The sequence below is a fragment of the Bradyrhizobium lablabi genome (assembly GCF_900141755.1).
GTDB classification, from domain to species: domain Bacteria; phylum Pseudomonadota; class Alphaproteobacteria; order Rhizobiales; family Xanthobacteraceae; genus Bradyrhizobium; species Bradyrhizobium lablabi_A.
The window spans coordinates 5150661-5173104 of the sequence record NZ_LT670844.1 but is presented as its reverse complement, the minus strand read 5'-3'; the positions used below and the strand labels follow the sequence as shown (position 1 = coordinate 5173104).

The window sequence follows — 22444 nt, the reverse complement described above, 5'->3', positions numbered from 1 at the left end:
TCAAGAAAGCAGGACTTTGAGCGCCCGCGCTCACAGCCACGGCGCCTGCCGGTCCATGGCGATCAAATCATCGACCTCGACCCGGGGCCGCACCACCGCATATTGATCGTCCTTGACCAGGACTTCCGGAATCAGCGCGCGGGTATTGTAAGTGCCGGACTGCACCGCGCCATAGGCGCCCGCCGTCATGACCGCGACGAGATCACCGGCCTTTGGCTCGGGCATGGTACGTCCGAGCGCGAGATAATCGCCGGTTTCGCAAACCGGCCCGACCACGTCGGCTGTGATGGTCGGCGCGCCGGCCGCAGCCGCGACGACCGGCAGGATGTCGTGATGCGCCTCATACAGCGTCGGACGGATCAGATCGTTCATCGCAGCATCAATGATGACAAAATTCCTGGCGTCGCCGTGCTTCACATAGATCACGCGCGTCACCAGAATCCCGGCATTGCCGACGATCATCCGGCCCGGCTCGAACATCAGCGTGCAGCCGAGGTTATGCGTCACCCGCTTGACCATCGCGGCATAGACCGACGGCTCCGGCGGTGCTTCGCGGTCCATGTAATAGGGGATGCCGAGCCCGCCGCCGAAATCGACATGCGAGATGGTATGGCCGTCGGCGCGCAGCGTTTGCACGAAATCGGCCAATAGCCGGAAGGCGGTCTCCATCGGCCCGAGATCGGTGATCTGGCTGCCGATATGCACGTCGACACCTGTGACCTTGATGCCCGGCAGTTTCGCGGCGCGGGCATAGACCGCGCGCGCACGGGCGAGCGGCACGCCGAACTTGTTCTCGGACTTGCCGGTCGAGATTTTCGCGTGCGAGCCGGAATCGACGTCCGGGTTGACCCGGACCGAGATCCGCGCAGCGCTGCCGGTCTCGACGGCGAGCCGGGAGAGTAATTCCAGCTCGGGCTCGGATTCGACGTTGATGCAGAGGATGTCGGCGCTAAGTGCCGCGCGCAGCTCGGCCTCGGTTTTGCCGACACCCGAGAACAGGATTTTTTCGGGCGGAATGCCGGCGGCCAGCGCGCGCTTCAACTCGCCGCCCGACACCACATCGGCACCGGCGCCGAGCTTGGCCAGCGTGCGCAGCACCGACTGGTTGGAATTGGCCTTCATGGCGTAGCACACGAGCGCCTTCTCACCGGCGAAGGCGTCGGTGAACACCCGGTAATGGCGCTCCAGCGTCGCGGTCGAGTAGCAATAAAACGGCGTGCCGACCGCCTCCGCCAGTTCGATCAGATTCACCGCCTCGGCGTGCAGCACGCCGTTGCGATAGTCGAAGTGATTCATGGCGGGCTCAGTTGCTATTCAGGAGCGGGTCGAGAACGAAGGATCTCTTTTGGCCTTTGGGCGCCGCCGGCGGCGCATCGGTGCCGTAATACGGATTGAACACGCTGGGCTTGCTCGCCTGCTCGGCCTCGGTATCGGTGGCGGCCGCGGTGTCCGCCTGCGACGATGCGTTCGGCGGCAGGTCGAGCGGGCCCTTGCGCCCGCAACCCCCAAGCGCGAGCACGGCCGCGCTCAACAGGACAATGGCCCATCCCGAAGGCCTCGGGCTCAAGTTACGTGTCACGAACAAATCCCCAATGCGCGGCGCACCATACAAAGATTGCCCTGTTCTGGCGAGAGCCGGATAATCATGAAATTGCAGCGAAATTCTTTTGATCAGCCTAATTTTCGCTGTTTTTCCAAGCGCCTTGCCCAGGCTTTCGCCTGCGCCAGCACGTTCTTCGGCGCGGTCCCGCCATAGCTGTCGCGGCTTTTCACCGATGCTTCGACCGAAAGCGTACCGAGCGCGTCAGTCGTGATTTTCGGCTCGATCGCCTGCATCTCCTTCAGAGGCAGTTGATGCAGCGGCACGCCCGCTTGCGACGCCTTGGCGACGATGCGCCCGGTGACGTGATGGGCGTCGCGGAACGGCATTTTCAGCGTCCGCACCAGCCAGTCGGCCAAATCCGTGGCGGTGGCGTAGCCCTCGCCGGCAGCCGCCTTCATCCGCGCCTCATCCGGCACGAGGTCTTTGACCATGCCGGTCATCGCCCGGACCGCCAGCGACAGCGCGGAAAACGCTTCCATCGCGCCCTCCTTGTCCTCCTGCATGTCCTTTTGATAGGCGAGCGGCAGGCCCTTCATCACGATCAGCAATGCGGTCAGCGCGCCGATCACCCTGCCGGTCTTGGCGCGCACCAGTTCGGCCGCATCCGGGTTGCGCTTCTGCGGCATGATCGAGGAGCCGGTGGTGTATTTGTCGCTTAGCCGCACCAGCCCGACCAGCGGCGAGGTCCAGATCACGATTTCCTCGGCGAAGCGCGACAGATGCACGGATGCGATCGCCGCCGCCGACAAGGTTTCCAGCACGAAGTCGCGGTCCGACACCGCGTCGAGCGAATTGGCCGTCGGCCGGTCGAAGCCAAGGGCCTTTGCGGTTGCGTCGCGGTCGATCGGGAACGAAGTGCCAGCCAGCGCCGCGGCGCCGAGCGGCGATTCGTTGAGACGCTTGCGTGCGTCGGCAAAGCGGCCGCGGTCGCGCGCCGCCATCTCGACATAGGCCAATAGATGGTGCCCGAACGTGACCGGCTGCGCGGTCTGCAGATGGGTAAAGCCCGGCATCACGGTCGCGGCATGTTGCAGCGCCCGTTCCACCAGCGCATGCTGGAACGCAGCGAGCGCGGCATCCAGTTCGTCGATCGTGTCGCGGACATAGAGCTTGAAATCGGTCGCCACCTGGTCGTTGCGCGAACGCGCGGTGTGCAGCCGCCCGGCGGCGGGCCCGATCAGCTCGCCCAGCCTGCTCTCGACATTCATGTGAATGTCCTCGAGCGCGCGCTTGAAATCGAACGATCCCTTGCCGATTTCTGACAAAATCGTGTCTAGACCCTTGTCGATATTTTTCGCATCGTTTGCGGTGATAATGCCTTGCGCGGCGAGCATCGCCGCGTGGGCCTTGGACGCGGCGATGTCCTGGGCATAAAGGTGACGGTCGACGTCGATCGAGACGTTGATTTCCTCCATGATCGCATCGGGGCGCTCCGTGAACCGGCCGCCCCACATCTTGTTGCTCATGACTTGTTACTCATGATTACTCACGATCTGCCATCCATCGTAACGCCGCGGACATCCGATGCCGTTACCGGCTAAAACCGGCCGCCCTGCATAGCCGTATCTGATACAGGATGACAAACGATATGCCTGAACTGCCCTCGCCTCGCCCCGTTGCCGCGCGCCGGATTGCCATCGTGATTGGCGCCGTGCTGATCGGAGGAGTGATTGGATATGCCGGGATATACGGGATCGGCGGGCTGAAGGGCAACGTATCAGGCGACCCGGCCTGCCGCGGGGCCGTTGACCTCGCCCGCAAGCTCGCGCCGCTGGCGCATGGTGAAGTCGCGGCGCTGACCATGGCGACGACTCCCTTGCGGCTGCCGGACCTCGCTTTCGAGGACGCCGACGGCAAGCCCAAAAAGCTCTCCGATTGGCGCGGACGCACGGTCCTGGTCAATTTGTGGGCCACCTGGTGCGTGCCCTGCCGCAAGGAGATGCCGGCGCTGGAGGGCCTGCAAACCAAGCTCGGCGGCCCTAATTTCGAGGTGGTCGCCGTCAATATTGATACCCGTGACCCCGAGAAGCCGAAAAATTTCCTGAAAGAGGCCAATCTGACCGGGCTCGGCTATTTCAGCGACCAGAAAGCCAAGGTTTTCCAGGATCTTAAAGCCATAGGCCGGGCACTGGGGATGCCGACTTCGGTGCTGGTCGACGGCCAGGGCTGCGAAATCGCCACCATCGCGGGGCCCGCGGAATGGGACAGCGACGACGCCGTCAAGCTGATCAAGGCCGCGGTGAACCCGGTCGCGGCGGGACTTTAGGCTGATACGGCTTGATACGGCTTTGGGCTGATACGGCTTTAGGCTGATAGGTCTTTAGGCCGTCACGTTGAGATTGCCGCCGATGCCGGCGCCGACATTGGCCAAAGACGAGATGTTTTGCTGCGCCGCGCCCAACAGGGTCAGGACCGCGGATTTCTCCGAATCGGCGTTGGATTTCAGGAGGCTAGTGGCAATCTGCGTCTGCGTGTTGCCCGCCTGAGCGGCCAGAAGGCTGGTGACCATGCTCATCATATCCATAACGCAATACCCTCCGTCGCCGGCCAAGCTACCCGGCGAGGGTTAAGGAATGCTGGAGATTGGAGGGCTAAAAGGCGGCGAGGGGCTTGATCGTCAAAGCCGGACTTGACCCCGCCTATCCATCAACCCTGAGAAAACTTCGCTGACGCGACGGGCCTCACCGCGTCGGGACCGGCTTGTCGCCGCGATAGTCATAAAAGCCACGCTGGGTTTTGCGGCCGAGCCAGCCGGCCTCGACGTATTTTACCAGCAGCGGGCACGGACGATATTTGGAGTCCGCCAGGCCCTCGTGCAGCACCTGCATGATCGACAGACAGGTATCGAGCCCGATGAAATCGGCCAATTCGAGCGGCCCCATCGGATGATGCGCACCGAGCTTCATCGCGGCGTCGATCGCCTCGACGTTTCCGACGCCCTCATAGAGCGTATAGATCGCCTCGTTGATCATCGGCAGCAGGATGCGGTTGACGATGAAGGCCGGGAAATCCTCCGACACCGCGACCTGCTTGCCAAGCCGGGTGACGAATTCCTTGGCCGCGTCGAACGTCGCGTCGTCGGTGGCGATGCCGCGGATCAGTTCGACCAGTTCCATCAGCGGCACCGGATTCATGAAGTGAATGCCGATGAAGCGCTCGGGCCGGTCGGTGGAGGCGGCAAGCCGGGTGATCGAGATCGACGAGGTGTTGGAGGCGACGATGGCCTCGGGCTTCAGCACCGCGCAGAGATCGTGAAAGATCTTGCGCTTGATCTCTTCCTTCTCGACCGCGCTCTCGATCACCAGATCGCAATCGGAAAGCCCCTCCATCGTCTCGGTGGAGACGATGCGGCCCAGCGCCTGCTTGCGGGCGTCCTCGGTGATGATCTTCTTGGCGACCTGGCGCGACAGATTGCCGTTGATGGTCGCCATCGCAGACTTCACGCGGTCGCTTGATACATCGTTGAGTACGACGTCGAGCCCGGCCAGCGCCGCCACATGCGCAATCCCGTTGCCCATCTGGCCCGAGCCGATCACGCCGATCTTCTTGATCATTGCCGCCATCTTGTCATCTCATCGGTGCGAGACGCGCTACCCGCGCCCGCCCATTTCTCTTTTGCATAAACACCGGCCGGAGTCCGCTTCATCCGGCGGCGCTTTTTTCTTCAGTTCACAATTGCGCGCATTCTAATCGCAAAACCGGCACCCCGTTTTGCCCAGTACGCGCGTCGTCGTTACTTTCCGAGCTTGCCGAGCGCCTCGGTCAATTCGGGAACCGCTTGATAGAGATCCGCGACCAGGCCGTAATCGGCGACCTGGAAGATCGGCGCGTCCTCATCCTTGTTGATCGCGACGATCACCTTGGAGTCCTTCATGCCGGCGAGATGCTGGATCGCGCCGGAGATGCCGATCGCGACATAAAGTTCCGGCGCCACCACCTTGCCGGTCTGCCCGACCTGCCAGTCGTTAGGCGCATAGCCGGCATCGACCGCGGCGCGCGAGGCGCCGACGCCGGCGCCCAGCTTGTCGGCCAGCGGCTCGATATATTTGGCAAAGTTCTCGCGGCTCTGCATGGCCCGGCCGCCGGAGACGATGATCTTGGCCGATGTCAGTTCGGGGCGATCGCTCTTTGCCACTTCCTCGCCGACAAAACTGGAGAGGCCGGGATCGGCCGCTGTCGCGGCATTTTCCACCGGCGCGCTGCCGCCCTCACCGGTAGCAGGGAAGGTCGAGGTCCGCACCGTGATCACCTTCTTGGCGTCCTTCGATTTCACGGTCTGGATCGCGTTGCCGGCATAGATCGGCCGCTCGAAGGTATCGGGCGAAACCACCTTGATGATTTCCGACACCTGCATGACGTCGAGCAGCGCCGCAACCCGCGGCATCACATTCTTGAAGCGCGAGGTCGCGGGCGCGACGAAGGCGTCATAGGAAGGCGCCAGCGCCACGATCAGCGCAGCCAGCGGCTCGGCGAGGTCATGGGCATAAGCGGCGTCATCCGCCAGCAAGACCTTCTTCACGCCGGCGAGCTTGGCGGCTGCGTCGGCGGCAGGCTTGGCGTTCTGGCCGGCGACCAGCACATGGACTTCGCCGCCGAGCGCTGTCGCCGCGGTCAGCGCCTTGTTGGTAGAGTCCTTGATCGAGGCGTTGTCGTGTTCGGCAATCAGTAACGTCGTCATCAGAGAACCCCGGCTTCGGTCTTGAGCTTCGACACCAGTTCAGCGACGTCCTTGACCTTGACGCCGCCCTTGCGGCCGGGCGGCTCGGATGTCTTGAGGATTTCGAGATGGGCGGTGAGATCGACGCCGTAGTCGGCCGCGCTCTTGTCCGCGATAGGTTTTTTCTTGGCCTTCATAATGTTGGGCAGCGAGGCGTAACGCGGCTCGTTCAGCCGCAGATCGGTAGTTACGATCGCCGGTCCCTTGAGTTTCACCGTCTGCAGGCCGCCATCAACCTCGCGGGTCACCTTGAAATCGGTTCCATCGACTTCGAGCTTGGAGGCAAAGGTAGCCTGCGACCACCCGAGCAGCGCCGCCAGCATCTGGCCGGTCTGGTTGGAGTCGTCGTCGATCGCCTGCTTGCCCAGAATGATCAGCCCCGGCTTTTCTTCGTCGGCGACGGCCTTGAGAATCTTGGCGACCGCCAGCGGTTCGACATTGCCGTCCGCCTTGACCAGGATGCCGCGGTCGGCGCCCATCGCAAGCCCGGTCCGGATGGTTTCGGCGGCCTGCGCAGGGCCGATCGACACCACCACCACTTCGGTTGCCTTGCCGGCCTCTTTCAGGCGCAGGGCTTCCTCGACGGCGATTTCGTCGAACGGATTCATCGACATCTTGACGTTGGACAGCTCGACGCCAGATCCGTCGTTCTTGACGCGGACCTTGACGTTGAAATCGACCACCCGCTTTACCGGTACCAGAACCTTCATCGATCCTCTTTCGCTTGGAAATTTGGCCTTTGATCGGCTTGGGCGCGGAACCTAAAGGTCCGGCCAACGCCGGTCAACGCGATAAGGCCAAAAATTGCCGCCAAACATACGTGGTTAGCGGTTTTGGCCGGGCACCCACAAGACGTCGCCCGCGCCATTATCGTTCATGGCGCGGCTGGCGACAAACAGGAAGTCCGACAGGCGGTTGATATACTGGATGGCGGCGTCGCCAACCGGCTCATTGGGCTGGGCGGCGAGTTCCACCATGATCCGTTCCGCCCGGCGGCATATCGTGCGCGCCAGATGCAGATACGCCGCCGCCGGCGTGCCGCCGGGCAGCACGAACGAGGTCAAAGGCGCAAGCTGCGCGTTCAGGCTATCGATGTCGCGCTCGAGCCGTTCCACCTGGCTCGACAGCATCCGCAACCGTTCCGCCTTGCCCTCGCGCTCAGGCACCGCGAGGTCGGCGCCGAGGTCGAACAGATCGTTCTGGATCAGGCCCAGCATGGCGTCGAGCCCGGGCGCATCCTTCAGATACAGCCGCACGATGCCGATCGCGGCATTGGTTTCGTCGACCGTTCCATAGGCGGCGATGCGCAGATCGTATTTCGGGCGGCGCTCGCCGCTGCCGAGCGCGGTGGTGCCGTCATCGCCGGTTCGCGTGTAAATGCGATTGAGGACGACCATTGTCTGCGTCTCCTTAGTGCCCCATAGCCCATACTGTCACCATGGTGATGACGATCGCAACGAATTGCAGCAACACTCGCAGCCGCATCAGTTTCTGGGAGCGGTTCGGCGAGCCGCCCCGCATCATGTTAAGAAGGCCAAGCAGCAGCACCAGCGCGACCGCGCCGACCGCCACGGGAAGGATGATCGTGCTCAGGAATGAAGTCATCGCCGTTCATAACACCGCGCAAGTCGGTCCGCCAATGCCCCCTATCCACCGCTGTCCTGCCCCAACGATCTGGCTTTTTATCCAATAATATCAGAAGGTAGCGCGGTCGTCCGCCGAACGCGTCCGCCGCTCCATCAAGGTGAAATGTGAGACAGCTTCGCTACGTCTATCTGGTCGTAATGGATGCGTTCTACACGTTTCTCGCCGATGACGGCTGGGCGATCGCGAGCCACATCGCGCTGTCGACGCTGATGGCGCTGTTTCCGTTCCTGATCGTGCTGACGTCGCTGGCCGGCTTTTTCGGCTCCAAGGAACTCGCCGATCAGGCGGTCGGCCTGCTGCTGCAGGTCTGGCCGAAGCAGGTCGCCGATTCGCTGTCCGGCGAGATCCACGATGTGCTGACGACGAGCCGGGGAGACATCCTGACCATCGGCGCCGTGCTCGCGGTGTATTTTGCCTCGAACGGCGTGGAGGCGCTGCGCGTCGCGCTCAACCGCGCCTATTCGGTGATCGAGCCGCGGCGCTGGTACTGGCTGCGGCTGGAATCGATCGGCTATACCCTGATCGCCGCCGTCACCGCGCTGGCGATGGCGTTCCTGATCGTGCTGGGGCCGCTCTTTATCGAGGCGGCGCGGCGCCATATTCCGCTGATCGTCGAAAGCAACGAACAATTGCTCAGCCTCTCGCGCTACAGCATCACCATCGCGGCGCTGATCGTCGCCCTGCTCATTCTGCACGCCTGGCTTCCGGCGGGCCGCCGCGGGTTTCTGCAGATCCTGCCGGGCATCATCTTCACGCTGGTGGCCTCGCTGGTGTCGGGCATCGTGTTCGGCCAGTATCTGGCGCGCTTCGCCAACAATTACGTCACGATGTATGCCGGCCTCGCATCGGTCATCATCGCGCTGGTGTTTTTGTATTTTATCGCCGCGATCTTCGTCTATGGCGGCGAACTGAACGCCGCGATCATCAAGTCGCGGCTGCCGCACGGCGTGTCGCTTCAAGCAGCGCAGTCGCTAAAGCCCGTGGACTCACAGGCTTGACCAGGAAGGCGTCGGCGCCGGCCGCACGCGAGGCCGCTTCGTCGTCGGCGCGGCCCGATACCCCGACGATCGCGATGCGGCCGAGCGGCGGGTCTAAGCTGCGAATGCGCTTGATCGCCTCGATGCCATCGATGCCCGGCAGCACCATGTCCATCAGGACAGCGTCAAAACTGCCTTGCGCGATCCGCTCGGGGGCGCCCTCGCCGCGCCCGATGAATTCCGCCTGATGACCGAGTTCGGTAAGGATGGTGTTGAGCACGACGCGGCCGAACGGATTGTCCTCGACGCTGAGCACGCGCAGCGCCTGCGCCGGGTTCGACGGCAGATAGGCGCCTGCGCCCGACCCCGGCGCTTTCGACGTCTTTGCGCGGGCCAAGGTCACGCTCAGCGTGAACGTCGTTCCGCCACTGCGGCGCGGCGCCACCACGATGTCGCCGCCCATCGCGCGCGCCAACGCCTTCACCGACGATAATCCGAGCCCGGCGCCGCCGAAGCGCGAGGCGATCGAGACATTGGCCTGCGAAAACGGACGAAACAACCGCTTGATCTCGTTGAGCGTGAGGCCTATGCCGCTGTCGGAAATCGAAAACGCGACGCTGAGCTGGCCGCTGGTGCTGCGGATTGGCTCGACGGCAAGCGCGACGCTGCCCGCTTCAGTGAATTTCACCGCATTGTCGATCAGGTTTTCCAGCGCGGCGCGCAGCCGGACCGGATCGCCGACCACCAGCGCCGGCAGTTTTTCCGAAATTTCGACCTCGGAGTGCAGACCTTTGGCCGCCGCCCGGCCGGCCAGCGAATCGCCGGCATTGCGCGCCAGCGCCCGCAGATCGAACAGGTCCTGCCGGATCCCGGCGACCGCGGCGCCGCCGCGGGCGGCATCGACAAACAGCGTCGCGAGGCTCGCGAGATGTTCCGCACCGGCCTTGATGGTATCGACCCAGCGCTTCTCGCGCTCGTCGAGATCGGACGTCGCCAGGAGATCACTGATCGCGAGGATGCCCGTTAGCGGCGTTCGGACCTCGTGCGCGAACGCGGCGAGCGCCGCCTCAACCATGCCGGGCGCAGCAGACTTGACGGCAGGCTTCTTGACGGCACGCTTCCTGACGGCACGCTTCGTGACGGCAGGCTTGCGCGCCTGGCCGGCGGCAACGCGTGAAGCACGCTTTCTCGGCGGCCGCTGCTTTGAGGGCCGCGTAGAGCGCTTTGAGCGCGATCTGGGCGCCATGATTCCCCTAAGCCCGGCCCTGCCCCACCATGCCATGGCAGGGCTGTCTGAGTCACCCCGGCGGGCCTTTTTCCACTTGCGATCGCCGCCCGTCATGGCGGCAGGCCGACCAGGCGGCGGATGTCCGCCGGCGCAACACCGGACGCGCGGAGTTCGCGCAGGCCCGTGGCCGCGGTCGACTTCGAGAGCTTTTGTCCGGCGCCATCGAGGATGAGGCGGTGGTGGCGGTAGACCGGTTCCGGCAAGCCGAGCAACGCCTGGAGCAGCCGGTGCACGCTGGTCGACCAGAACAGGTCCCGCCCCCGCACCACCTCGGTCACGCCCTGCAGGGCGTCGTCGACGACCACCGAGAGATGATAGCTGGTCGGCGTCTCCTTGCGCGCCAGGATGACGTCGCCCCATACCTCCGGCCGGACGGCCACGACGCCAGTCTCGCCATCGGGTCCCGCGCCGTGCTCGGTCCAAGTCAGATCGCCGGCGCGGGCGCAGGCCGCCGCCATGTCGAGCCGCAGCGCGTAAGGCGCACCTTGCTCGATGAGCCGCGCGCGCTCGCTCGCCGATAGCAGCTTCGCCGACCCGGGATAGAGCGGCGCGCCGTCGGGGTCGCGCGGCCAGGGGGCGCCCGCCTCCCGCTGCGCCACCAGTTTTGCGATCTCGGCGCGGCTCTCGAAGCTCGGATAGATCAGGCCCTCCGCCGAGAGCCTTTCCAGCGCATCGCGATATTCGGACAGATGTTCGGACTGCCGCCGCACCGGTTGTTCCCAGGCGATGCCGAGCCAGGCGAGGTCTTGATAGATCGCGGCCTCGAACTCCGGCCGGCAGCGGGCCACATCGATATCCTCGATGCGCAGCAAAAATCGTCCACCGCTCTCGCGCGCCGAATCAAAATTCAAGAGCGCCGAATAAGCGTGGCCGAGATGCAGATAGCCGTTCGGGCTCGGCGCAAAGCGGAAGACGGGCGGCGGCATCGGGTTCTCGAGACTCATCATTGCCGGGCTTGACCCGGCCATCCATCCCTCAAAGACTCTGTTACGATAGCAGATGGATGCGCGGGTCAAGCCCGCGCATGACGCTTTGTGCAGACCAGAAAATGCTCATCCACCTCGAAACCCAGGCCGACCTCGAAGACGCCATTCATGTACTGCTCAAGCAGGACCCGCGGCTGAAACCGATCTTCGAGATCGCGGGCATGCCGGCGCTGCGCCAACGCGAGCCCGGCTTTGCGGGCCTCGCGGCGATCGTCTGCGGCCAGCAACTGTCGACCGCCAGCGCGGCGGCGATCTGGGCGCGCCTCACGGCCGCGTTCGATCCGTTTCACCACGATAGCTTGCGGAAAGCCCGCGCCGACCGGCTGGGACGGCTCGGCCTGTCGGCGGCCAAGATCAAGACCCTGAAAAACCTCGCGCGCGAACTTGCCGCCGAGCGCCTGAATCTCGAGGTGCTCGCCAACGAGGACGCCGACGCCGCGCACAACACGCTCACCGCGCTGCACGGCATCGGCCCATGGACGGCCGACGTCTATCTCTTGTTCTGTCTTGGCCATGGCGACGCATGGCCCGCCGGCGATCTCGCGGTGCAGGAGGCGGTGAAGATCGGCCTCGGCCTGAAGACGCGGCCGACGGCAAAACAGATGGCACCGCTGGCGGAGCCATGGCGTCCATTGCGCGGCGCCGCCGCGCATCTGTGGTGGGCCTATTACCGGGCGCTGAAGAAGCGCGAGGGCGTAATCGGCGAGAGCTGAAAAACCGAACGATGTTTTAAACAAGATAGCTGTTGCAAAACGGTCATCGTCGAACGCAAAGATCGGGCGAGAAAAAATCCCGGGATCGAAACCATGACCTCCACCGACTTCGTCGTTGCGCGCAACGATCTGCAGCAGTGCAAGATCATCGAGACGCAACTGCCTGGCGCTGATGAGTTGCCCGCCGAGGCGCTGCTGATCAAAATCGATCGCTTCGCGCTCACCGCCAACAACATCACTTACGCCGTGCTCGGCGACGAATTGAAATACTGGCAGCTGTTTCCGGCGCCGAAAGATTTCGGCAACATTCCGGTATGGGGATTTGGCGAGGTGATCGCCTCGAAGCACCCGGGCGTCGCGATCGGAGAGCGTCTGTTCGGTTATTTTCCAATGGCGACGCATCTCGTGATCGAAGCGGCCGACGTTTCGAAGCGCGGCCTGCGCGACGCGGCGGCGCATCGCCAGGGCGTGGCGCCGGTTTACAACGCCTATGCTCGCGTCAGTGGCGATCCGGCGTTCGAGGGACGGAGGGGCGATCATCAGGCGCTGCTGCGTCCCTTGTTCATGCTGTCGTTTCTGGTCGACGATTTTCTGGTGGAGAACGAATTTTTCGGCGCGAAGAGCGTGATGCTCTCCAGCGCCTCCAGCAAGACCGCGTTCGGGCTCGCGCATCTCTTGCACACGCTGCGCAAGGATATCAGCGTGATCGGGCTGACTTCGGCGGGCAATACCGAGTTTGTCAGATCGCTCGGCTGCTACGACGACGTCGTGACCTATGACCGTGTCACCTCGCTGCCGACCGACCAGCCTGTCGCGTTTGTCGACATGGCGGGCAACAGCGAGTTGCGCGCAAAACTTCACCGGCATTTTGGCGATCAGATGAAATATTCCGGGCTCATCGGGCTTACCCATCGCAGCACGTCGCCGGATGAACCGGTATTGCCGGGCGCGAAACCGATCTGGTTTTTTGCGCCCGACCAGATTCGCAAGCGCGCCAAGGAATGGGGGCCCGGCGGCATTGACGTCAGGTTCAGCGCGGCGTGGTCGGGCTTTGCGCCGATGCTGGATGGGTGGCTCAGGGTGATCGAAGGCCGCGGGCCTGAGGCTGTGAAGCAGGTCTATCAGGATACGCTCGCCGGCCGCGTTCCCCCGGACCAGGGGCATATCCTGTCGCTGACGGCATAGGCCGCGCGTCGCTTCACGTCGGGCAGGATGCATCAGCTCTTTGATACCTCGTACCTATGCTCGACATGAAACGACTTCGCTGTGATCAGCCACGCGCCATTGATGCGATGGTAGGCAAGGTAGTCGAGATATAGAAGTGCATCGATCCTGACGCGAACCTTCACCACCGCCTGAGTTGGCGAGGCAAAATCCACGAGCAATATTTCCTGCTGGCGCGGGGCATTCTTGGATTTTGGCGACGGCCCGGAGGCCAGCGCATTCTTGTATTCAAGGGCGGACAACAGGCGCAGATTCCCATCTCGCAACCCGTGCAGTTGGGCGCTCGGCGCGAAGACTTGATCGAAGCGGGATACCTCGCTGTCAAACATCAGGTCGAAATAGCGCTCAACAGCGTCAAGCAGGGAATGGCAGGTGGCACGGTCATTCATCGCAGGCTCCCTTGGCTTTGGGGATTGGTGCAATGAACCGTGGCACGAGATATCGAAGCATGTCCTTGCAAAAGATGCCAATATTGGCGAAACAATAGCAATGATCCGCTAATTTCACTGTCGAAAGCGTTACCTTATGCCAAACCTTGACCTCGATCCGATTGACTGCCGCATTGTTGCGGAGCTGCAGGCCGATGGCCGTTTGAGCAACGTCGAACTGGCCGACAAGGTCGGCTTGTCGCCATCGCCGTGCCTGCGTCGCGTCAAGCGTCTGGAGCGGGACGGCTACATTGAAGGTTATCGGGCAGCCTTGCGGCGCGATCGCATCGGCCTCGGTTTCTCGGTCTTTTTGGGCGTCAAGCTCGACGGACACACCAACGAGCGCGCGCTGGCGTTCGAGAAAGCCGTCGTGGCGATGCCCGAGGTTATTGCCTGCCACCTCGTCTCCGGCGAGGCCGATTACTTCCTCGAAATCGTCGTGCCTGATCTCGCTGGCTACCAGCGCTTTCTGGTCGGCAAGCTCCTCGATTTGCCAATTGTGCGCGAAGTACGCAGCAACATCGCGATCCAGACGCTCAAGGCAGGCGCGCCATTGCCGCTCGAACACTTCGAAACACGACAATCCAAACGCCTTCCGAAAACAGCGAAGAAGACGTGAAATAACTTGCTCGCCGGCCACGTTCCCCCGGATCAGGTCCATATCCTGTCGCTGACGGCATAGCGGAGTTCTCCTCGGCGCCCTTTCTGCGCGATGGTGGACGGTATAGGTTTTGTCAGCAGGGAAACCGCCGCGCAGACGGCTGCAGTGGGAACGCGCATGCTGGATAGAACGGACGATATCTCGGTTGCCGCGGAGAATTGGCTCAGCCAGTTCGAGAGCGCGCTGGCGACATCGGACGAGGTCCTGCTCAAAACGCTGTTTCACCCGGACAGCTATTGGCGCGACGTGCTGGCGCTGAGCTGGAATCTGCAGACCATCAATGGCGCGGACGCGATCCTGAGCGAGATGAAGACCCGCGCTGCGAGCACCGCCCCGCGCGCGTTCCAGATCGATCCCGCCCGTGCCGCGCCGCGTCGGGTGACCCGCGCCGGAACCAGCAACATTGAAGCGATTTTCAGATTCGAAACCGCGCAAGGCCGCGGCAGCGGAATTCTGCGGCTGATCCCCGATGCCGCCGACGGCAACCGGCTGAAGGCATGGACGCTGCTCACCGCGCTCGACGAATTGAAAGGTTTTGAGGAAGCGCTCGGCAGATCGCGGCCGCGCGGGCAGGCCTATTCGCGCGATTTTCGCGGGCCCAACTGGCTCGACCTTCGCAGAGAGGCGGCCGCCTATGCCGACCGCGATCCCACCGTGCTGGTGGTCGGCGGCGGCCAGGCGGGCCTTTCCGTCGCGGCACGGCTGAAGCAATTGCAGATCGACACCCTGATCGTGGACCGCGAGGCACGCGTCGGCGACAATTGGCGCAACCGCTACCATGCGCTGACGCTGCACAACCAAGTGCAGGTCAACCACCTGCCCTACATGCCGTTCCCGCCGAACTGGCCGGTCTATATTCCGAAAGACAAGCTCGCCAGCTGGTTCGAGGCCTATGTCGATGCCATGGAGTTGAATTACTGGACCGGCACCGAGTTTGAAAGCGGCGCTTACGATGAGGCGGATGAACGCTGGTCGGTGACGTTGCGCCGGACCGACGGTACCAAGCGCATCATGCATCCGCGCCATGTCGTGATGGCGACCGGCGTCAGCGGCATTCCGAATCTGCCGGATATTCCAGGCCTGAAGAATTTTACCGGCACCATCCTGCATTCCAGCCAATATGGCGACGGCGAGGGCTGGCAAGGCAAACGGGCGCTGGTGATCGGCACCGGCAATAGCGGTCACGATATCGCGCAGGACCTTTATTCGAGCGGCGCGAAAGTCACGCTGGTTCAGCGCAGTTCGACGCTGATCACCAATATCGAACCATCGGCGCAGCTCGCTTATGCCGCGTATAACGAAGGCACGCTCGAGGACAACGACCTGATCGCGACCTCGATGCCGCTGCCGCTCGCCAAGAAAAGCCATGTCATGATCACCGAGCAATCGAAGAAGCTCGATCGCGAATTGCTCGATGGATTGGAGCGGGTCGGCTTCAAGCTCGATTACGGCGAAGGCGGCACCGGTTGGCAGTTCAAATATCTCACCCGCGGCGGCGGTTATTATTTCAATGTCGGTTGCTCCGATCTGGTGGCGCGCAGGGAAATCGGGCTGCAACAATTTTCGGATATCGAATCCTTCACGGCCGACGGCGCGCGGATGAAGAGCGGCGAGCGGCTTGCCGCCGACCTGATCGTGCTCGCGACCGGCTACAAGCCCCAGGAATATCTGGTGCGCAACCTGTTCGGCGATGAGGTGGCAGGCCGCGTCGGCCCGATCTGGGGTTTTGGTGATAGCCAAGAATTGCGCAACATGTATGCGCGCACCGGCCAGCCCGGCCTCTGGTTCATCGCCGGCAGCCTCGCGCAATGCCGGATCAATTCGAAATATCTGGCGCTGCAGATCAAGGCGATCGAGGAAGGGTTGTTGCCGCGGGGCGGGCGGGCGGCAACGCGGGATGCGGCCGTTGCGTGAATTACAAAGCTCGTCATTCCGGGGCGCATCGAAGATGCGAACCCGGAATCTCGAGATTCCGGGTCTGGTCCTTCGGACCATCCCGGAATGACAGCTTAACAATTCTAGGGGGACGCACAGATGCCTACCATTCTCGGCTCGGGCGAGCATCGCTACCGCGTGGTGGAGAACTGGGCGAAGCTGCCTCCAGAGTGGAATCTCACCGACGTCGCCTCCGTTGCCGTCGACAGCAAGGACCGCGTCTACGTTTTCAACCGCGGCGTCCATCCGATGGTGGTGCTCGACCGCGAAGGCAATTTTATCAGGAGCTGGGGCGAAGGGCTGTTTGGCCGCGCCCATGGGCTGCACATCGACGCCGACGACAATCTCTATTGCACCGATGACGGAGACCACACCGTGCGCAAGTGCACGCCCGACGGCAAGGTGCTGCTGACCATCGGCATCCCGAACAAGCCGTCGCCGTTCATGAGCGGCGAGCCGTTCCATCGCTGCACCCACACCGCGCTGTCGCCGAAGGGCGAGATCTATGTCTCGGACGGCTATGGCAATGCCTGCGTGCACAAATACACGCCGGATGGGAAGTTGCTGAAAAGCTGGGGCGAGCCCGGCAGCGATCCCGGCCAGTTCAACATCGTCCACAACATCGCAACCGACTCCGACGGTTTTGTCTATGTCGCGGACCGCGAGAACCACCGCGTCCAGGTGTTCGACGGCAACGGCAAATACGAGACGCAGTGGAATAATCTGCACCGTCCCTGCGCGCTCTATTGCTGCGGCGGCAAGCATCCGAATTTTGTCATCGGCGAACTCGGCCCCGGCATGCCGGTCAACCGCAAGGTGCCGAATTTGGGCCCGCGCCTGACCATCGTCGATTCGAAAGGCAAGCGGATCGCGCGGCTCGGCGGCGAGGACGGCCCGGGCCTCGAGACGGGCAAATTCCTCGCGCCGCACGGCCTCGCGCTGGACTCGAAGGGCGACATCTATGTCGGCGAAGTCGGCGTCACCAACTGGAGCACCAGCTTTCCGGACACGCCGATGCCCAAGGTGGTGCGCTGCCTGCAGAAGCTGGAGCGGGTTTAGCGTCGTCATTCCGCTTTCAGGTTGGCCGCTTTGATGATCGGCCACCAGTGTTCGGCTTCCGCTTTCTGCAGCGCGCCCAGCGCTTCCGGCGATTGCTGATCGAGCGGGGAAGTCTGGATGCCGAGGTCGGCAAAACGCTCTTTCACCGAGGGATCGGCGAGCACCCGCACCATGGTGGCGTTGAGGGTGGCGACGATATCCTTCGGCGTATTTTTGGGGACCCAAAGTCCGTACCACAGTGAGGCAAAGAAGCCGGGCAGGCCCGCCTCGTCCGCGGTTGGAATGTTGGGCGAGGATGGCAATCGCGCCTTTCCGGTGACGGCAAACGGCTTGACGCTTCCGGCCGCGACCAGCGATTTGAAATTCGACGACGGCTCGATCATGAAATCGATCTGACCGGCCAGCAGGTCCTGCATGGCCGGCGCGTTGCCGCGATACGGCACGAACTGGAATTTGGTGCCGGTCGCCTTCTGGAACGAGATTCCGGCGAGATGGCCGGCGGCGCCGACGCCGGCGATACCGACGGAGGCCTTGTCGGGATTGGCCTTGAGGTACGCGATCAATCCCTTCAAATCGTCCGCCGGCAGGTCCTTCTTGCCGACGATCAGAAGCGGCTCGCTGCCGATCAGGATGATCGGCGCCAGATCCTTCAACAGGTCGAAGGAAAGAGTGTAAAGACCGCCGGTCAGCATGTGCGTTGTCGAGGTGCCGATGCTCAGCGTGTAGCCGTCCGCGGGCGAGCGCACCGCGCGGCCGACGCCGATGCTCCCCGCCGCGCCCGCAACGTTCTCGATGATAATCGGCTGTCCCAGAATGCCCCGCATCTTCTCGGCGAGGAAACGCGCCAGCGTGTCGGTCGCCCCTCCCGCGGGGAACGGCACGATCATGGTGATCGGACGCGCCGGATAATTTTCCGCGGCCGCGTTGCCGGCATATCCGAGGCCGAACAGGACCGCGGCCATGATGGCCGGCCAATTGCGCATGGGGCTCCTCCCGGGATTATTTTTTGCCGACCTATGCTAGCGCATTTTTAAGCGGTCATTGCGAGCGAAGCGAAGACGCAACCACAAATACGCTGTCGTCCCGGCCTTGAGCCGGGACCCATCAACCACAGGCCCGTGTTGTTGCGCGAAAGCCGTCGAACTGCGTCTCTCAAAACAACCGCCGCGGCGTATGGGTCCCGGCGTTCGCCGGGACGACGGTGTTGGGGCATTTTCAACATACGTCCGCGGCCCCGCGGCGCGATGCGCCCGAGTTGTGCAAGAACTTTCCGCCCCTGAGGGCGTGGGGAATGCCGGGCGCCGATGCACCCGCAGCCGCGCGTGTAGTGTAGTAAACACGCGCGTTAGTCACCACGAGTCCACCGGAAACAACCCGGCATTCCCGCACGCAATGGTTTTACGGCTTATTTCGTGCTCTCCCCGGTGACCGGGCTCTTTTGCCACCGTCATCGGTGGAATTGCTTCCGCCAACTTGACACCAGCGTCGGGGTGTCAGGACCACACGACTTCGCCGTCCGCCTTCGTGCCGTTCGTCAATGGCACTATCAGCGTCCACCGCATCCCATTCCGCGTCCGTGACGATCGCGATACGCCCCTGTGGGTGAGACGGTGATGGATATACGAGTGATTTGGGTCAGACGCGAAGCGGAATATTTTTGCAAACGGGGCTAGACAGCAATTTAGTGATTTGCCCGTCGGGCAAAATCAGTGCCGCGACGTTCGCTCTCGCCCCGTCATTGCGAGGAGCACTTGCGACGAAGCAATCCAGCTTCCTGTGTCGCGGCGTCAAAGCTGGATTGCTTCGTCGCTTCGCTCCTCGCAATGACGTGGAAGGATTAGAGCGCATCAATTAAATATCGCCGACCGCCTCGCGTCTTCGCTGTTCGGATTCTTCCGCGTAGCGCCGCATGGCGTGGGCTTCGGTCAAAATTCCGATCGGCCGGCGTTCACCGTCGGTTTCGACCACCGCGAGCGTTTCGGCTTCGGCGGCGTCGAACACGGCGATGGCTTCCTGGATGTTCATGACCGGATGCAGCACGACGTCGCAATGATGCAGGATGCCGGCAAGACCCTTGGTCGCCTCGAGATCCATCGCATGCGCGTCGGCCACCAGCGCCAGCCCGGCATAGCGGCCGGCGCCGTCGACCGCGACCACCTGGGTCTTCGAGCCCAGCGGAAATTTTTCGCGGAATTGCGCGATTCCCATGTCGGCATTGACAGTGGTGACGTCCGGCCGCATCAGGCTCCGCACCGTCAGGTCGCGGATCCAGCCGATATCCGCGGCGCTGCGGATGGTTTCCCCGCGCAGGTGCAAGCGCCAGGTCGCGAACGAATAGCCGAACAGTTCGCGGGTGATCTGGGTCGAGATGATGACCGCGACCAGCACGGCGGTAGTGAGCCAGAGATTGCCGGTGGATTCCAGCGCAATGAACGACATCGTCAGCGGCCCGCCGATCACGGATGCCGACAACGCGCTCATGCCGATGATCGCATAGACATTCGGATTAAGGTTGAGACCCGGCCATATGATGTCAAAACCGGCGGCGAACAGATGCCCGCCGAGCGCGCCCAGAAACAGCGTCGCGAAAAACAACCCGCCGCGAAAGCCGCTGCCCAGCGATACGATCGAGGCGATCGCTTTCAGGACGAACATGGTCGCGATGACCGTCAGCGGGATCGAGACAAATCCGGCAAAATGCAGCGCGCCATGTCCCGACGACATCACCTGCGGCGTCACCAGCGCGAGCAGACCGACGACGAGACCGCCGAGCGCCGGGCGCAGCGGCGGCCAGAGTCGGGTCTTCGCCAACAGCTCGTCGCACAGCGTCACGCCGCGCATGATGGCGATGCCAACCAGCGCCGACAAAATCCCGAGCAGCGAGGCGATGGCGAGATCGCGCCCGAGCACGTCGCCGACCGGACCGACGTTGACGCCGAATGACAGCACCGTGAAGCCTGACGCGACGAAATAGCCGGCAACCGCGGCTACGCCAACCGGCGTCAGGCTCGCCGGCGTATAGCCGCCGATCACGAGCTCGAAGGCATAGAACGCCCCCGCCAGCGGCGCCCCGAAGGCGCCGGCGATCGCAGCGGCAGCGCCGCAGCCGACCATGATGCGCTGATCGGCGCGGCGCAGATGAAAGGCGCGGCCGAGCGAGGCGGCAAGGCCGGAGGCGAGCTGGGTGTAGCCGGCTTCAAGCCCGACGGAAGCGCCGACGCCGCTGGACCAGATGGTCTGCAACGCCACGATGACGCTGCCGCGAAACGACATCCGCCCGCCATGCAGCGCATTGGCCTCGATCGGGTCGATCTCGCGCGCCGGCCGCACCCGGGCCAGCAGCAGGAACGCGATCCCGAGCAATAATCCCCCGAGGCTCGGAACCAGCAGCGCCCGCAGCGGGTCGATCCGGTACTGGCTGGAAAGCCGGTCGCCCCATTCGAGGTTGAACAGCACCACGTGCAACGCCTCGACCGCGTTGCTCATCGCGGCCACCACCAGGCCTCCGCTGGCGCCGACCAGCGCGGCCAGCACCACCAGGCTTGATTCGTGCGCGCGGACGAAGGCCCGCAGCCGGCGCGGCGCTTCGAGATATCGGGACGTGGTAACCATAATTTGCTTGCAACCAATCGCGGCGGAAATGTGCCGATGGCCCGGTTTAGCGGGCTTGGGGCCGATGGTGCAATCCCAATGCCGGCGGGCGGGGCTGGCGGATAAGACCCGGAACGCTCTTCACAATCCCGTCACGCTGCCTGTAGTATGTCAACTCACGCTGCTTCGCAGCTTAGATGGGGGTTTGCGCGTACTCCGCAAAAGTGGGTACCGGTTTTGCGAAAAGAGTACGCGCAAGTTATAAATGGGAGCATTTTCTTGCGGCAAACCGGTTCCCACTTTGCCGGAAAATGCTCCGGAGGCGTTACTTGAACGCACATGTCTCGCAAGGCGGTTGGCCGGTATTGGTGTTGAACGCGGATTTCCGGCCGCTGAGTTACTATCCGCTGTCTCTCTGGTCGTGGCAGGACGCGATCAAGGCAGTGTTCCTCGACCGCGTCAACATCGTGGAACATTACGACCGCGCGGTCCGCAGCCCCTCCTTCGAGATCCAGTTGCCGAGCGTGGTCTCGCTAAAATCGTTTGTAAAGCCGACCACGCATCCCGCGTTCACCCGGTTCAACGTCTTCCTGCGCGACCGTTTCGTTTGCCAATATTGTTGGGCCCACGACGACCTCACCTTCGATCACATCATTCCGCGCAGCAAAGGCGGCCAGACCACCTGGGAAAACGTCGTCGCGGCCTGCTCGCCGTGCAATTTGCGCAAGGGCAATCTGACGCCGCAGCAGGCGCGGATGTTTCCAAGACAGCACCCGTTCGCGCCGACGGTGCATCAACTGCACCGCAACGGGCGACTATTTCCGCCGAACTATCTGCACGATAGCTGGCTGGATTATCTTTACTGGGATACGGAACTCGATCCGTAAGATGCGGCCCGCGGGAGCGTCGTGGGATCATTTTAGATATCAAAGGACACACAAGGGCGTTGCGGATTTTGGCGGCGTTATCGGCCCGTTTGAATACAATATTGGCAAAGATTGTTAGGAACTGTTGAATAATCTTTCGTAAGCATCGTCCGTCGCAGTCGGCGGGGAATTTGGGCAGCTCCGTGCGGAAATTCGTCAGGGTCGCGCTGATTGCCTGCCTAGTGGTCGCGCCTGTTCCGAGCGCACTGTTCGCAGCCCTATGGTTCTGGACTTGGTCCAAGAATTCCCAGGTTGAGAGTTTTTATCGGGAGCATCCCCTGCTGAGCGAGATGCGGGCGCGCCAACCGAGCGGCACGAACGATTCGCCGCCGGCGCGCCAAGCCCTATTGGAAATCGTGCCGCTGGGAACAAACAGAGAGGCGGCTGTCGCCGCCCTCGGGAAGGAGGGATTTGTCTGCCAGACTGTCGTCGAACCCGTCGCGGATACACGGCTGCGTCAACGCTTCCTGGAAGCTCGCGGTTTGACGAACATCCCGAACAACAATCGGACAAAAGACCTGCTCGAGTGTCTAGCAGGGGCCCCTGCATTCGTTGCATACACAACCTGGATCACGTACCTGGAATTCGATGCAGACGGCCGGCTGAGCGAAGCAAGAGTGGCGACATGGACCATCTTCATCTAGCAGCCATACACGATCAGCTCGCGTACGGCCGGCTCCGCTCGGGCG

At 62.9% G+C, this 22444-nt stretch carries 23 protein-coding genes; 9 read left to right on the top strand and 14 right to left on the bottom strand.

Translation table 11 applies throughout. The features are described 5' to 3' along the window. Positions 1-30: 30 nt before the first annotated feature. From lysA to argH, 3 genes are all read right to left on the bottom strand, one after another. Positions 31-1296 carry a diaminopimelate decarboxylase gene (lysA, locus tag B5526_RS24155; RefSeq protein WP_079542356.1) on the bottom strand — a complete coding sequence of 422 codons (1266 nt, stop codon included), beginning with the start codon at positions 1294-1296 and terminating at the stop codon, positions 31-33. A 7-nt stretch (positions 1297-1303) separates the two neighbouring features. Further along, positions 1304-1579: an LPS translocon maturation chaperone LptM gene (gene lptM / locus B5526_RS24150; protein WP_244562047.1), complete on the bottom strand. Its 276-nt coding sequence runs from the start codon at positions 1577-1579 to the stop codon at positions 1304-1306. 92 nt (positions 1580-1671) lie between these two features. Then, on the bottom strand, positions 1672-3069 hold the full coding sequence (argH, locus tag B5526_RS24145) for an argininosuccinate lyase (protein ID WP_079542354.1): 1398 nt from the start codon (positions 3067-3069) through the stop codon (positions 1672-1674). A 110-nt stretch (positions 3070-3179) separates the two neighbouring features. Here argH and tlpA point away from each other — a divergent pair, with 110 nt between their 5' ends. Then, positions 3180-3869, top strand: coding sequence for a thiol:disulfide interchange protein TlpA (tlpA, locus tag B5526_RS24140; protein WP_079542352.1), 690 nt, complete (start codon positions 3180-3182; stop codon positions 3867-3869). Positions 3870-3923: 54 nt separating this feature from the next. Here the strand turns inward: tlpA and B5526_RS24135 are convergent, their stop codons facing one another. The 6 genes from B5526_RS24135 to B5526_RS24110 form a co-directional block, all read right to left on the bottom strand. Continuing rightward, the gene (locus B5526_RS24135) at positions 3924-4127 is read right to left on the bottom strand and encodes a hypothetical protein (protein WP_079542350.1); all 204 of its coding nucleotides are present in this window, start codon (positions 4125-4127) and stop codon (positions 3924-3926) included. Positions 4128-4284: 157 nt separating this feature from the next. Further along, complete coding sequence (locus tag B5526_RS24130; protein ID WP_079542348.1) at positions 4285-5166, bottom strand: 3-hydroxybutyryl-CoA dehydrogenase; 882 nt, start codon at positions 5164-5166, stop codon at positions 4285-4287. A 170-nt stretch (positions 5167-5336) separates the two neighbouring features. Continuing rightward, a complete protein-coding gene (locus tag B5526_RS24125) occupies positions 5337-6281 on the bottom strand; it encodes an electron transfer flavoprotein subunit alpha/FixB family protein (protein ID WP_079542346.1) in 945 nt (314 codons plus the stop codon). After that, on the bottom strand, positions 6281-7030 hold the full coding sequence (locus tag B5526_RS24120) for an electron transfer flavoprotein subunit beta/FixA family protein (protein ID WP_079542344.1): 750 nt from the start codon (positions 7028-7030) through the stop codon (positions 6281-6283). Before B5526_RS24120 ends, B5526_RS24125 begins: the two co-directional genes overlap by 1 nt. 114 nt (positions 7031-7144) lie before the next feature. Next, on the bottom strand, positions 7145-7717 hold the full coding sequence (locus B5526_RS24115) for a cob(I)yrinic acid a,c-diamide adenosyltransferase (RefSeq protein WP_079542342.1): 573 nt from the start codon (positions 7715-7717) through the stop codon (positions 7145-7147). A gap of 13 nt (positions 7718-7730) precedes the next feature. Next, on the bottom strand, positions 7731-7925 hold the full coding sequence (locus B5526_RS24110; RefSeq protein ID WP_079542340.1) for a twin transmembrane helix small protein: 195 nt from the start codon (positions 7923-7925) through the stop codon (positions 7731-7733). A 179-nt stretch (positions 7926-8104) separates the two neighbouring features. Here B5526_RS24110 and B5526_RS24105 point away from each other — a divergent pair, with 179 nt between their 5' ends. After that, the gene (locus tag B5526_RS24105; RefSeq protein ID WP_433994662.1) at positions 8105-8965 is read left to right on the top strand and encodes a YihY/virulence factor BrkB family protein; all 861 of its coding nucleotides are present in this window, start codon (positions 8105-8107) and stop codon (positions 8963-8965) included. On the opposite strand, the gene B5526_RS24100 is transcribed toward B5526_RS24105, so the two are convergent. Continuing rightward, positions 8892-10190, bottom strand: coding sequence for an ATP-binding protein (locus B5526_RS24100; RefSeq protein WP_079542336.1), 1299 nt, complete (start codon positions 10188-10190; stop codon positions 8892-8894). The two genes, B5526_RS24105 and B5526_RS24100, sit on opposite strands and share 74 nt — an antisense overlap. Positions 10191-10282: 92 nt before the next feature. Next, positions 10283-11158: a tRNA glutamyl-Q(34) synthetase GluQRS gene (gene gluQRS, locus B5526_RS24095; protein WP_079545271.1), complete on the bottom strand. Its 876-nt coding sequence runs from the start codon at positions 11156-11158 to the stop codon at positions 10283-10285. A gap of 122 nt (positions 11159-11280) precedes the next feature. Between gluQRS and B5526_RS24090 the strand changes: the two genes are divergently transcribed. Both B5526_RS24090 and B5526_RS24085 read left to right on the top strand, forming a co-directional pair. After that, positions 11281-11931, top strand: coding sequence for a DNA-3-methyladenine glycosylase family protein (locus B5526_RS24090; RefSeq protein ID WP_079542334.1), 651 nt, complete (start codon positions 11281-11283; stop codon positions 11929-11931). Between the two features lie 93 nt (positions 11932-12024). Then, positions 12025-13116 (top strand): DUF2855 family protein, encoded by a 1092-nt coding sequence (locus tag B5526_RS24085; RefSeq protein ID WP_079542332.1) that lies wholly within the window; start codon positions 12025-12027, stop codon positions 13114-13116. Between the two features lie 32 nt (positions 13117-13148). Here the strand turns inward: B5526_RS24085 and B5526_RS24080 are convergent, their stop codons facing one another. Continuing rightward, entirely contained in the window at positions 13149-13544 is a 396-nt protein-coding gene (locus B5526_RS24080; RefSeq protein ID WP_079542329.1) for a nuclear transport factor 2 family protein, read from the bottom strand. A gap of 136 nt (positions 13545-13680) precedes the next feature. Between B5526_RS24080 and B5526_RS24075 the strand changes: the two genes are divergently transcribed. From B5526_RS24075 to B5526_RS24065, 3 genes are all read left to right on the top strand, one after another. After that, positions 13681-14202 carry an Lrp/AsnC family transcriptional regulator gene (locus tag B5526_RS24075; protein WP_079542327.1) on the top strand — a complete coding sequence of 174 codons (522 nt, stop codon included), beginning with the start codon at positions 13681-13683 and terminating at the stop codon, positions 14200-14202. A 159-nt stretch (positions 14203-14361) separates the two neighbouring features. Next, entirely contained in the window at positions 14362-16158 is a 1797-nt protein-coding gene (locus B5526_RS24070; RefSeq protein WP_079542325.1) for a flavin-containing monooxygenase, read from the top strand. 120 nt (positions 16159-16278) lie between these two features. Further along, positions 16279-17238 (top strand): peptidyl-alpha-hydroxyglycine alpha-amidating lyase family protein, encoded by a 960-nt coding sequence (locus tag B5526_RS24065; protein WP_079542323.1) that lies wholly within the window; start codon positions 16279-16281, stop codon positions 17236-17238. A gap of 5 nt (positions 17239-17243) precedes the next feature. On the opposite strand, the gene B5526_RS24060 is transcribed toward B5526_RS24065, so the two are convergent. Next, positions 17244-18221, bottom strand: coding sequence for a Bug family tripartite tricarboxylate transporter substrate binding protein (locus tag B5526_RS24060; RefSeq protein ID WP_079542321.1), 978 nt, complete (start codon positions 18219-18221; stop codon positions 17244-17246). 868 nt (positions 18222-19089) lie between these two features. Continuing rightward, positions 19090-20850, bottom strand: coding sequence for a chloride channel protein (locus tag B5526_RS24055; RefSeq protein WP_079542319.1), 1761 nt, complete (start codon positions 20848-20850; stop codon positions 19090-19092). Positions 20851-21158: 308 nt separating this feature from the next. Here B5526_RS24055 and B5526_RS24050 point away from each other — a divergent pair, with 308 nt between their 5' ends. Both B5526_RS24050 and B5526_RS24045 read left to right on the top strand, forming a co-directional pair. Then, positions 21159-21716: an HNH endonuclease gene (locus tag B5526_RS24050; protein WP_079542317.1), complete on the top strand. Its 558-nt coding sequence runs from the start codon at positions 21159-21161 to the stop codon at positions 21714-21716. Between the two features lie 182 nt (positions 21717-21898). After that, on the top strand, positions 21899-22399 hold the full coding sequence (locus B5526_RS24045; RefSeq protein ID WP_079542316.1) for a hypothetical protein: 501 nt from the start codon (positions 21899-21901) through the stop codon (positions 22397-22399). Positions 22400-22444 lie beyond the last annotated feature (45 nt).

Bases quoted from the DNA above. Each gene is read 5' to 3' on its own strand.
- lysA (WP_079542356.1), bottom strand. From the start codon at position 1,296: ATGAATCACTTCGACTATCGCAACGGCGTGCTGCACGCCGAGGCGGTG.
- argH (WP_079542354.1), bottom strand. From the start codon at position 3,069: ATGAGCAACAAGATGTGGGGCGGCCGGTTCACGGAGCGCCCCGATGCG.
- tlpA (WP_079542352.1), top strand. From the start codon at position 3,180: ATGACAAACGATATGCCTGAACTGCCCTCGCCTCGCCCCGTTGCCGCG.
- B5526_RS24135 (WP_079542350.1), bottom strand. From the start codon at position 4,127: ATGGATATGATGAGCATGGTCACCAGCCTTCTGGCCGCTCAGGCGGGC.
- B5526_RS24130 (WP_079542348.1), bottom strand. From the start codon at position 5,166: ATGGCGGCAATGATCAAGAAGATCGGCGTGATCGGCTCGGGCCAGATG.
- B5526_RS24125 (WP_079542346.1), bottom strand. From the start codon at position 6,281: ATGACGACGTTACTGATTGCCGAACACGACAACGCCTCGATCAAGGAC.
- B5526_RS24120 (WP_079542344.1), bottom strand. From the start codon at position 7,030: ATGAAGGTTCTGGTACCGGTAAAGCGGGTGGTCGATTTCAACGTCAAG.
- B5526_RS24115 (WP_079542342.1), bottom strand. From the start codon at position 7,717: ATGGTCGTCCTCAATCGCATTTACACGCGAACCGGCGATGACGGCACC.
- B5526_RS24110 (WP_079542340.1), bottom strand. From the start codon at position 7,925: ATGACTTCATTCCTGAGCACGATCATCCTTCCCGTGGCGGTCGGCGCG.
- B5526_RS24105 (WP_433994662.1), top strand. From the start codon at position 8,105: ATGGATGCGTTCTACACGTTTCTCGCCGATGACGGCTGGGCGATCGCG.
- B5526_RS24100 (WP_079542336.1), bottom strand. From the start codon at position 10,190: ATGGCGCCCAGATCGCGCTCAAAGCGCTCTACGCGGCCCTCAAAGCAG.
- gluQRS (WP_079545271.1), bottom strand. From the start codon at position 11,158: ATGCCGCCGCCCGTCTTCCGCTTTGCGCCGAGCCCGAACGGCTATCTG.
- B5526_RS24090 (WP_079542334.1), top strand. From the start codon at position 11,281: ATGCTCATCCACCTCGAAACCCAGGCCGACCTCGAAGACGCCATTCAT.
- B5526_RS24085 (WP_079542332.1), top strand. From the start codon at position 12,025: ATGACCTCCACCGACTTCGTCGTTGCGCGCAACGATCTGCAGCAGTGC.
- B5526_RS24080 (WP_079542329.1), bottom strand. From the start codon at position 13,544: ATGAATGACCGTGCCACCTGCCATTCCCTGCTTGACGCTGTTGAGCGC.
- B5526_RS24075 (WP_079542327.1), top strand. From the start codon at position 13,681: ATGCCAAACCTTGACCTCGATCCGATTGACTGCCGCATTGTTGCGGAG.
- B5526_RS24070 (WP_079542325.1), top strand. From the start codon at position 14,362: ATGCTGGATAGAACGGACGATATCTCGGTTGCCGCGGAGAATTGGCTC.
- B5526_RS24065 (WP_079542323.1), top strand. From the start codon at position 16,279: ATGCCTACCATTCTCGGCTCGGGCGAGCATCGCTACCGCGTGGTGGAG.
- B5526_RS24060 (WP_079542321.1), bottom strand. From the start codon at position 18,221: ATGCGCAATTGGCCGGCCATCATGGCCGCGGTCCTGTTCGGCCTCGGA.
- B5526_RS24055 (WP_079542319.1), bottom strand. From the start codon at position 20,850: ATGGTTACCACGTCCCGATATCTCGAAGCGCCGCGCCGGCTGCGGGCC.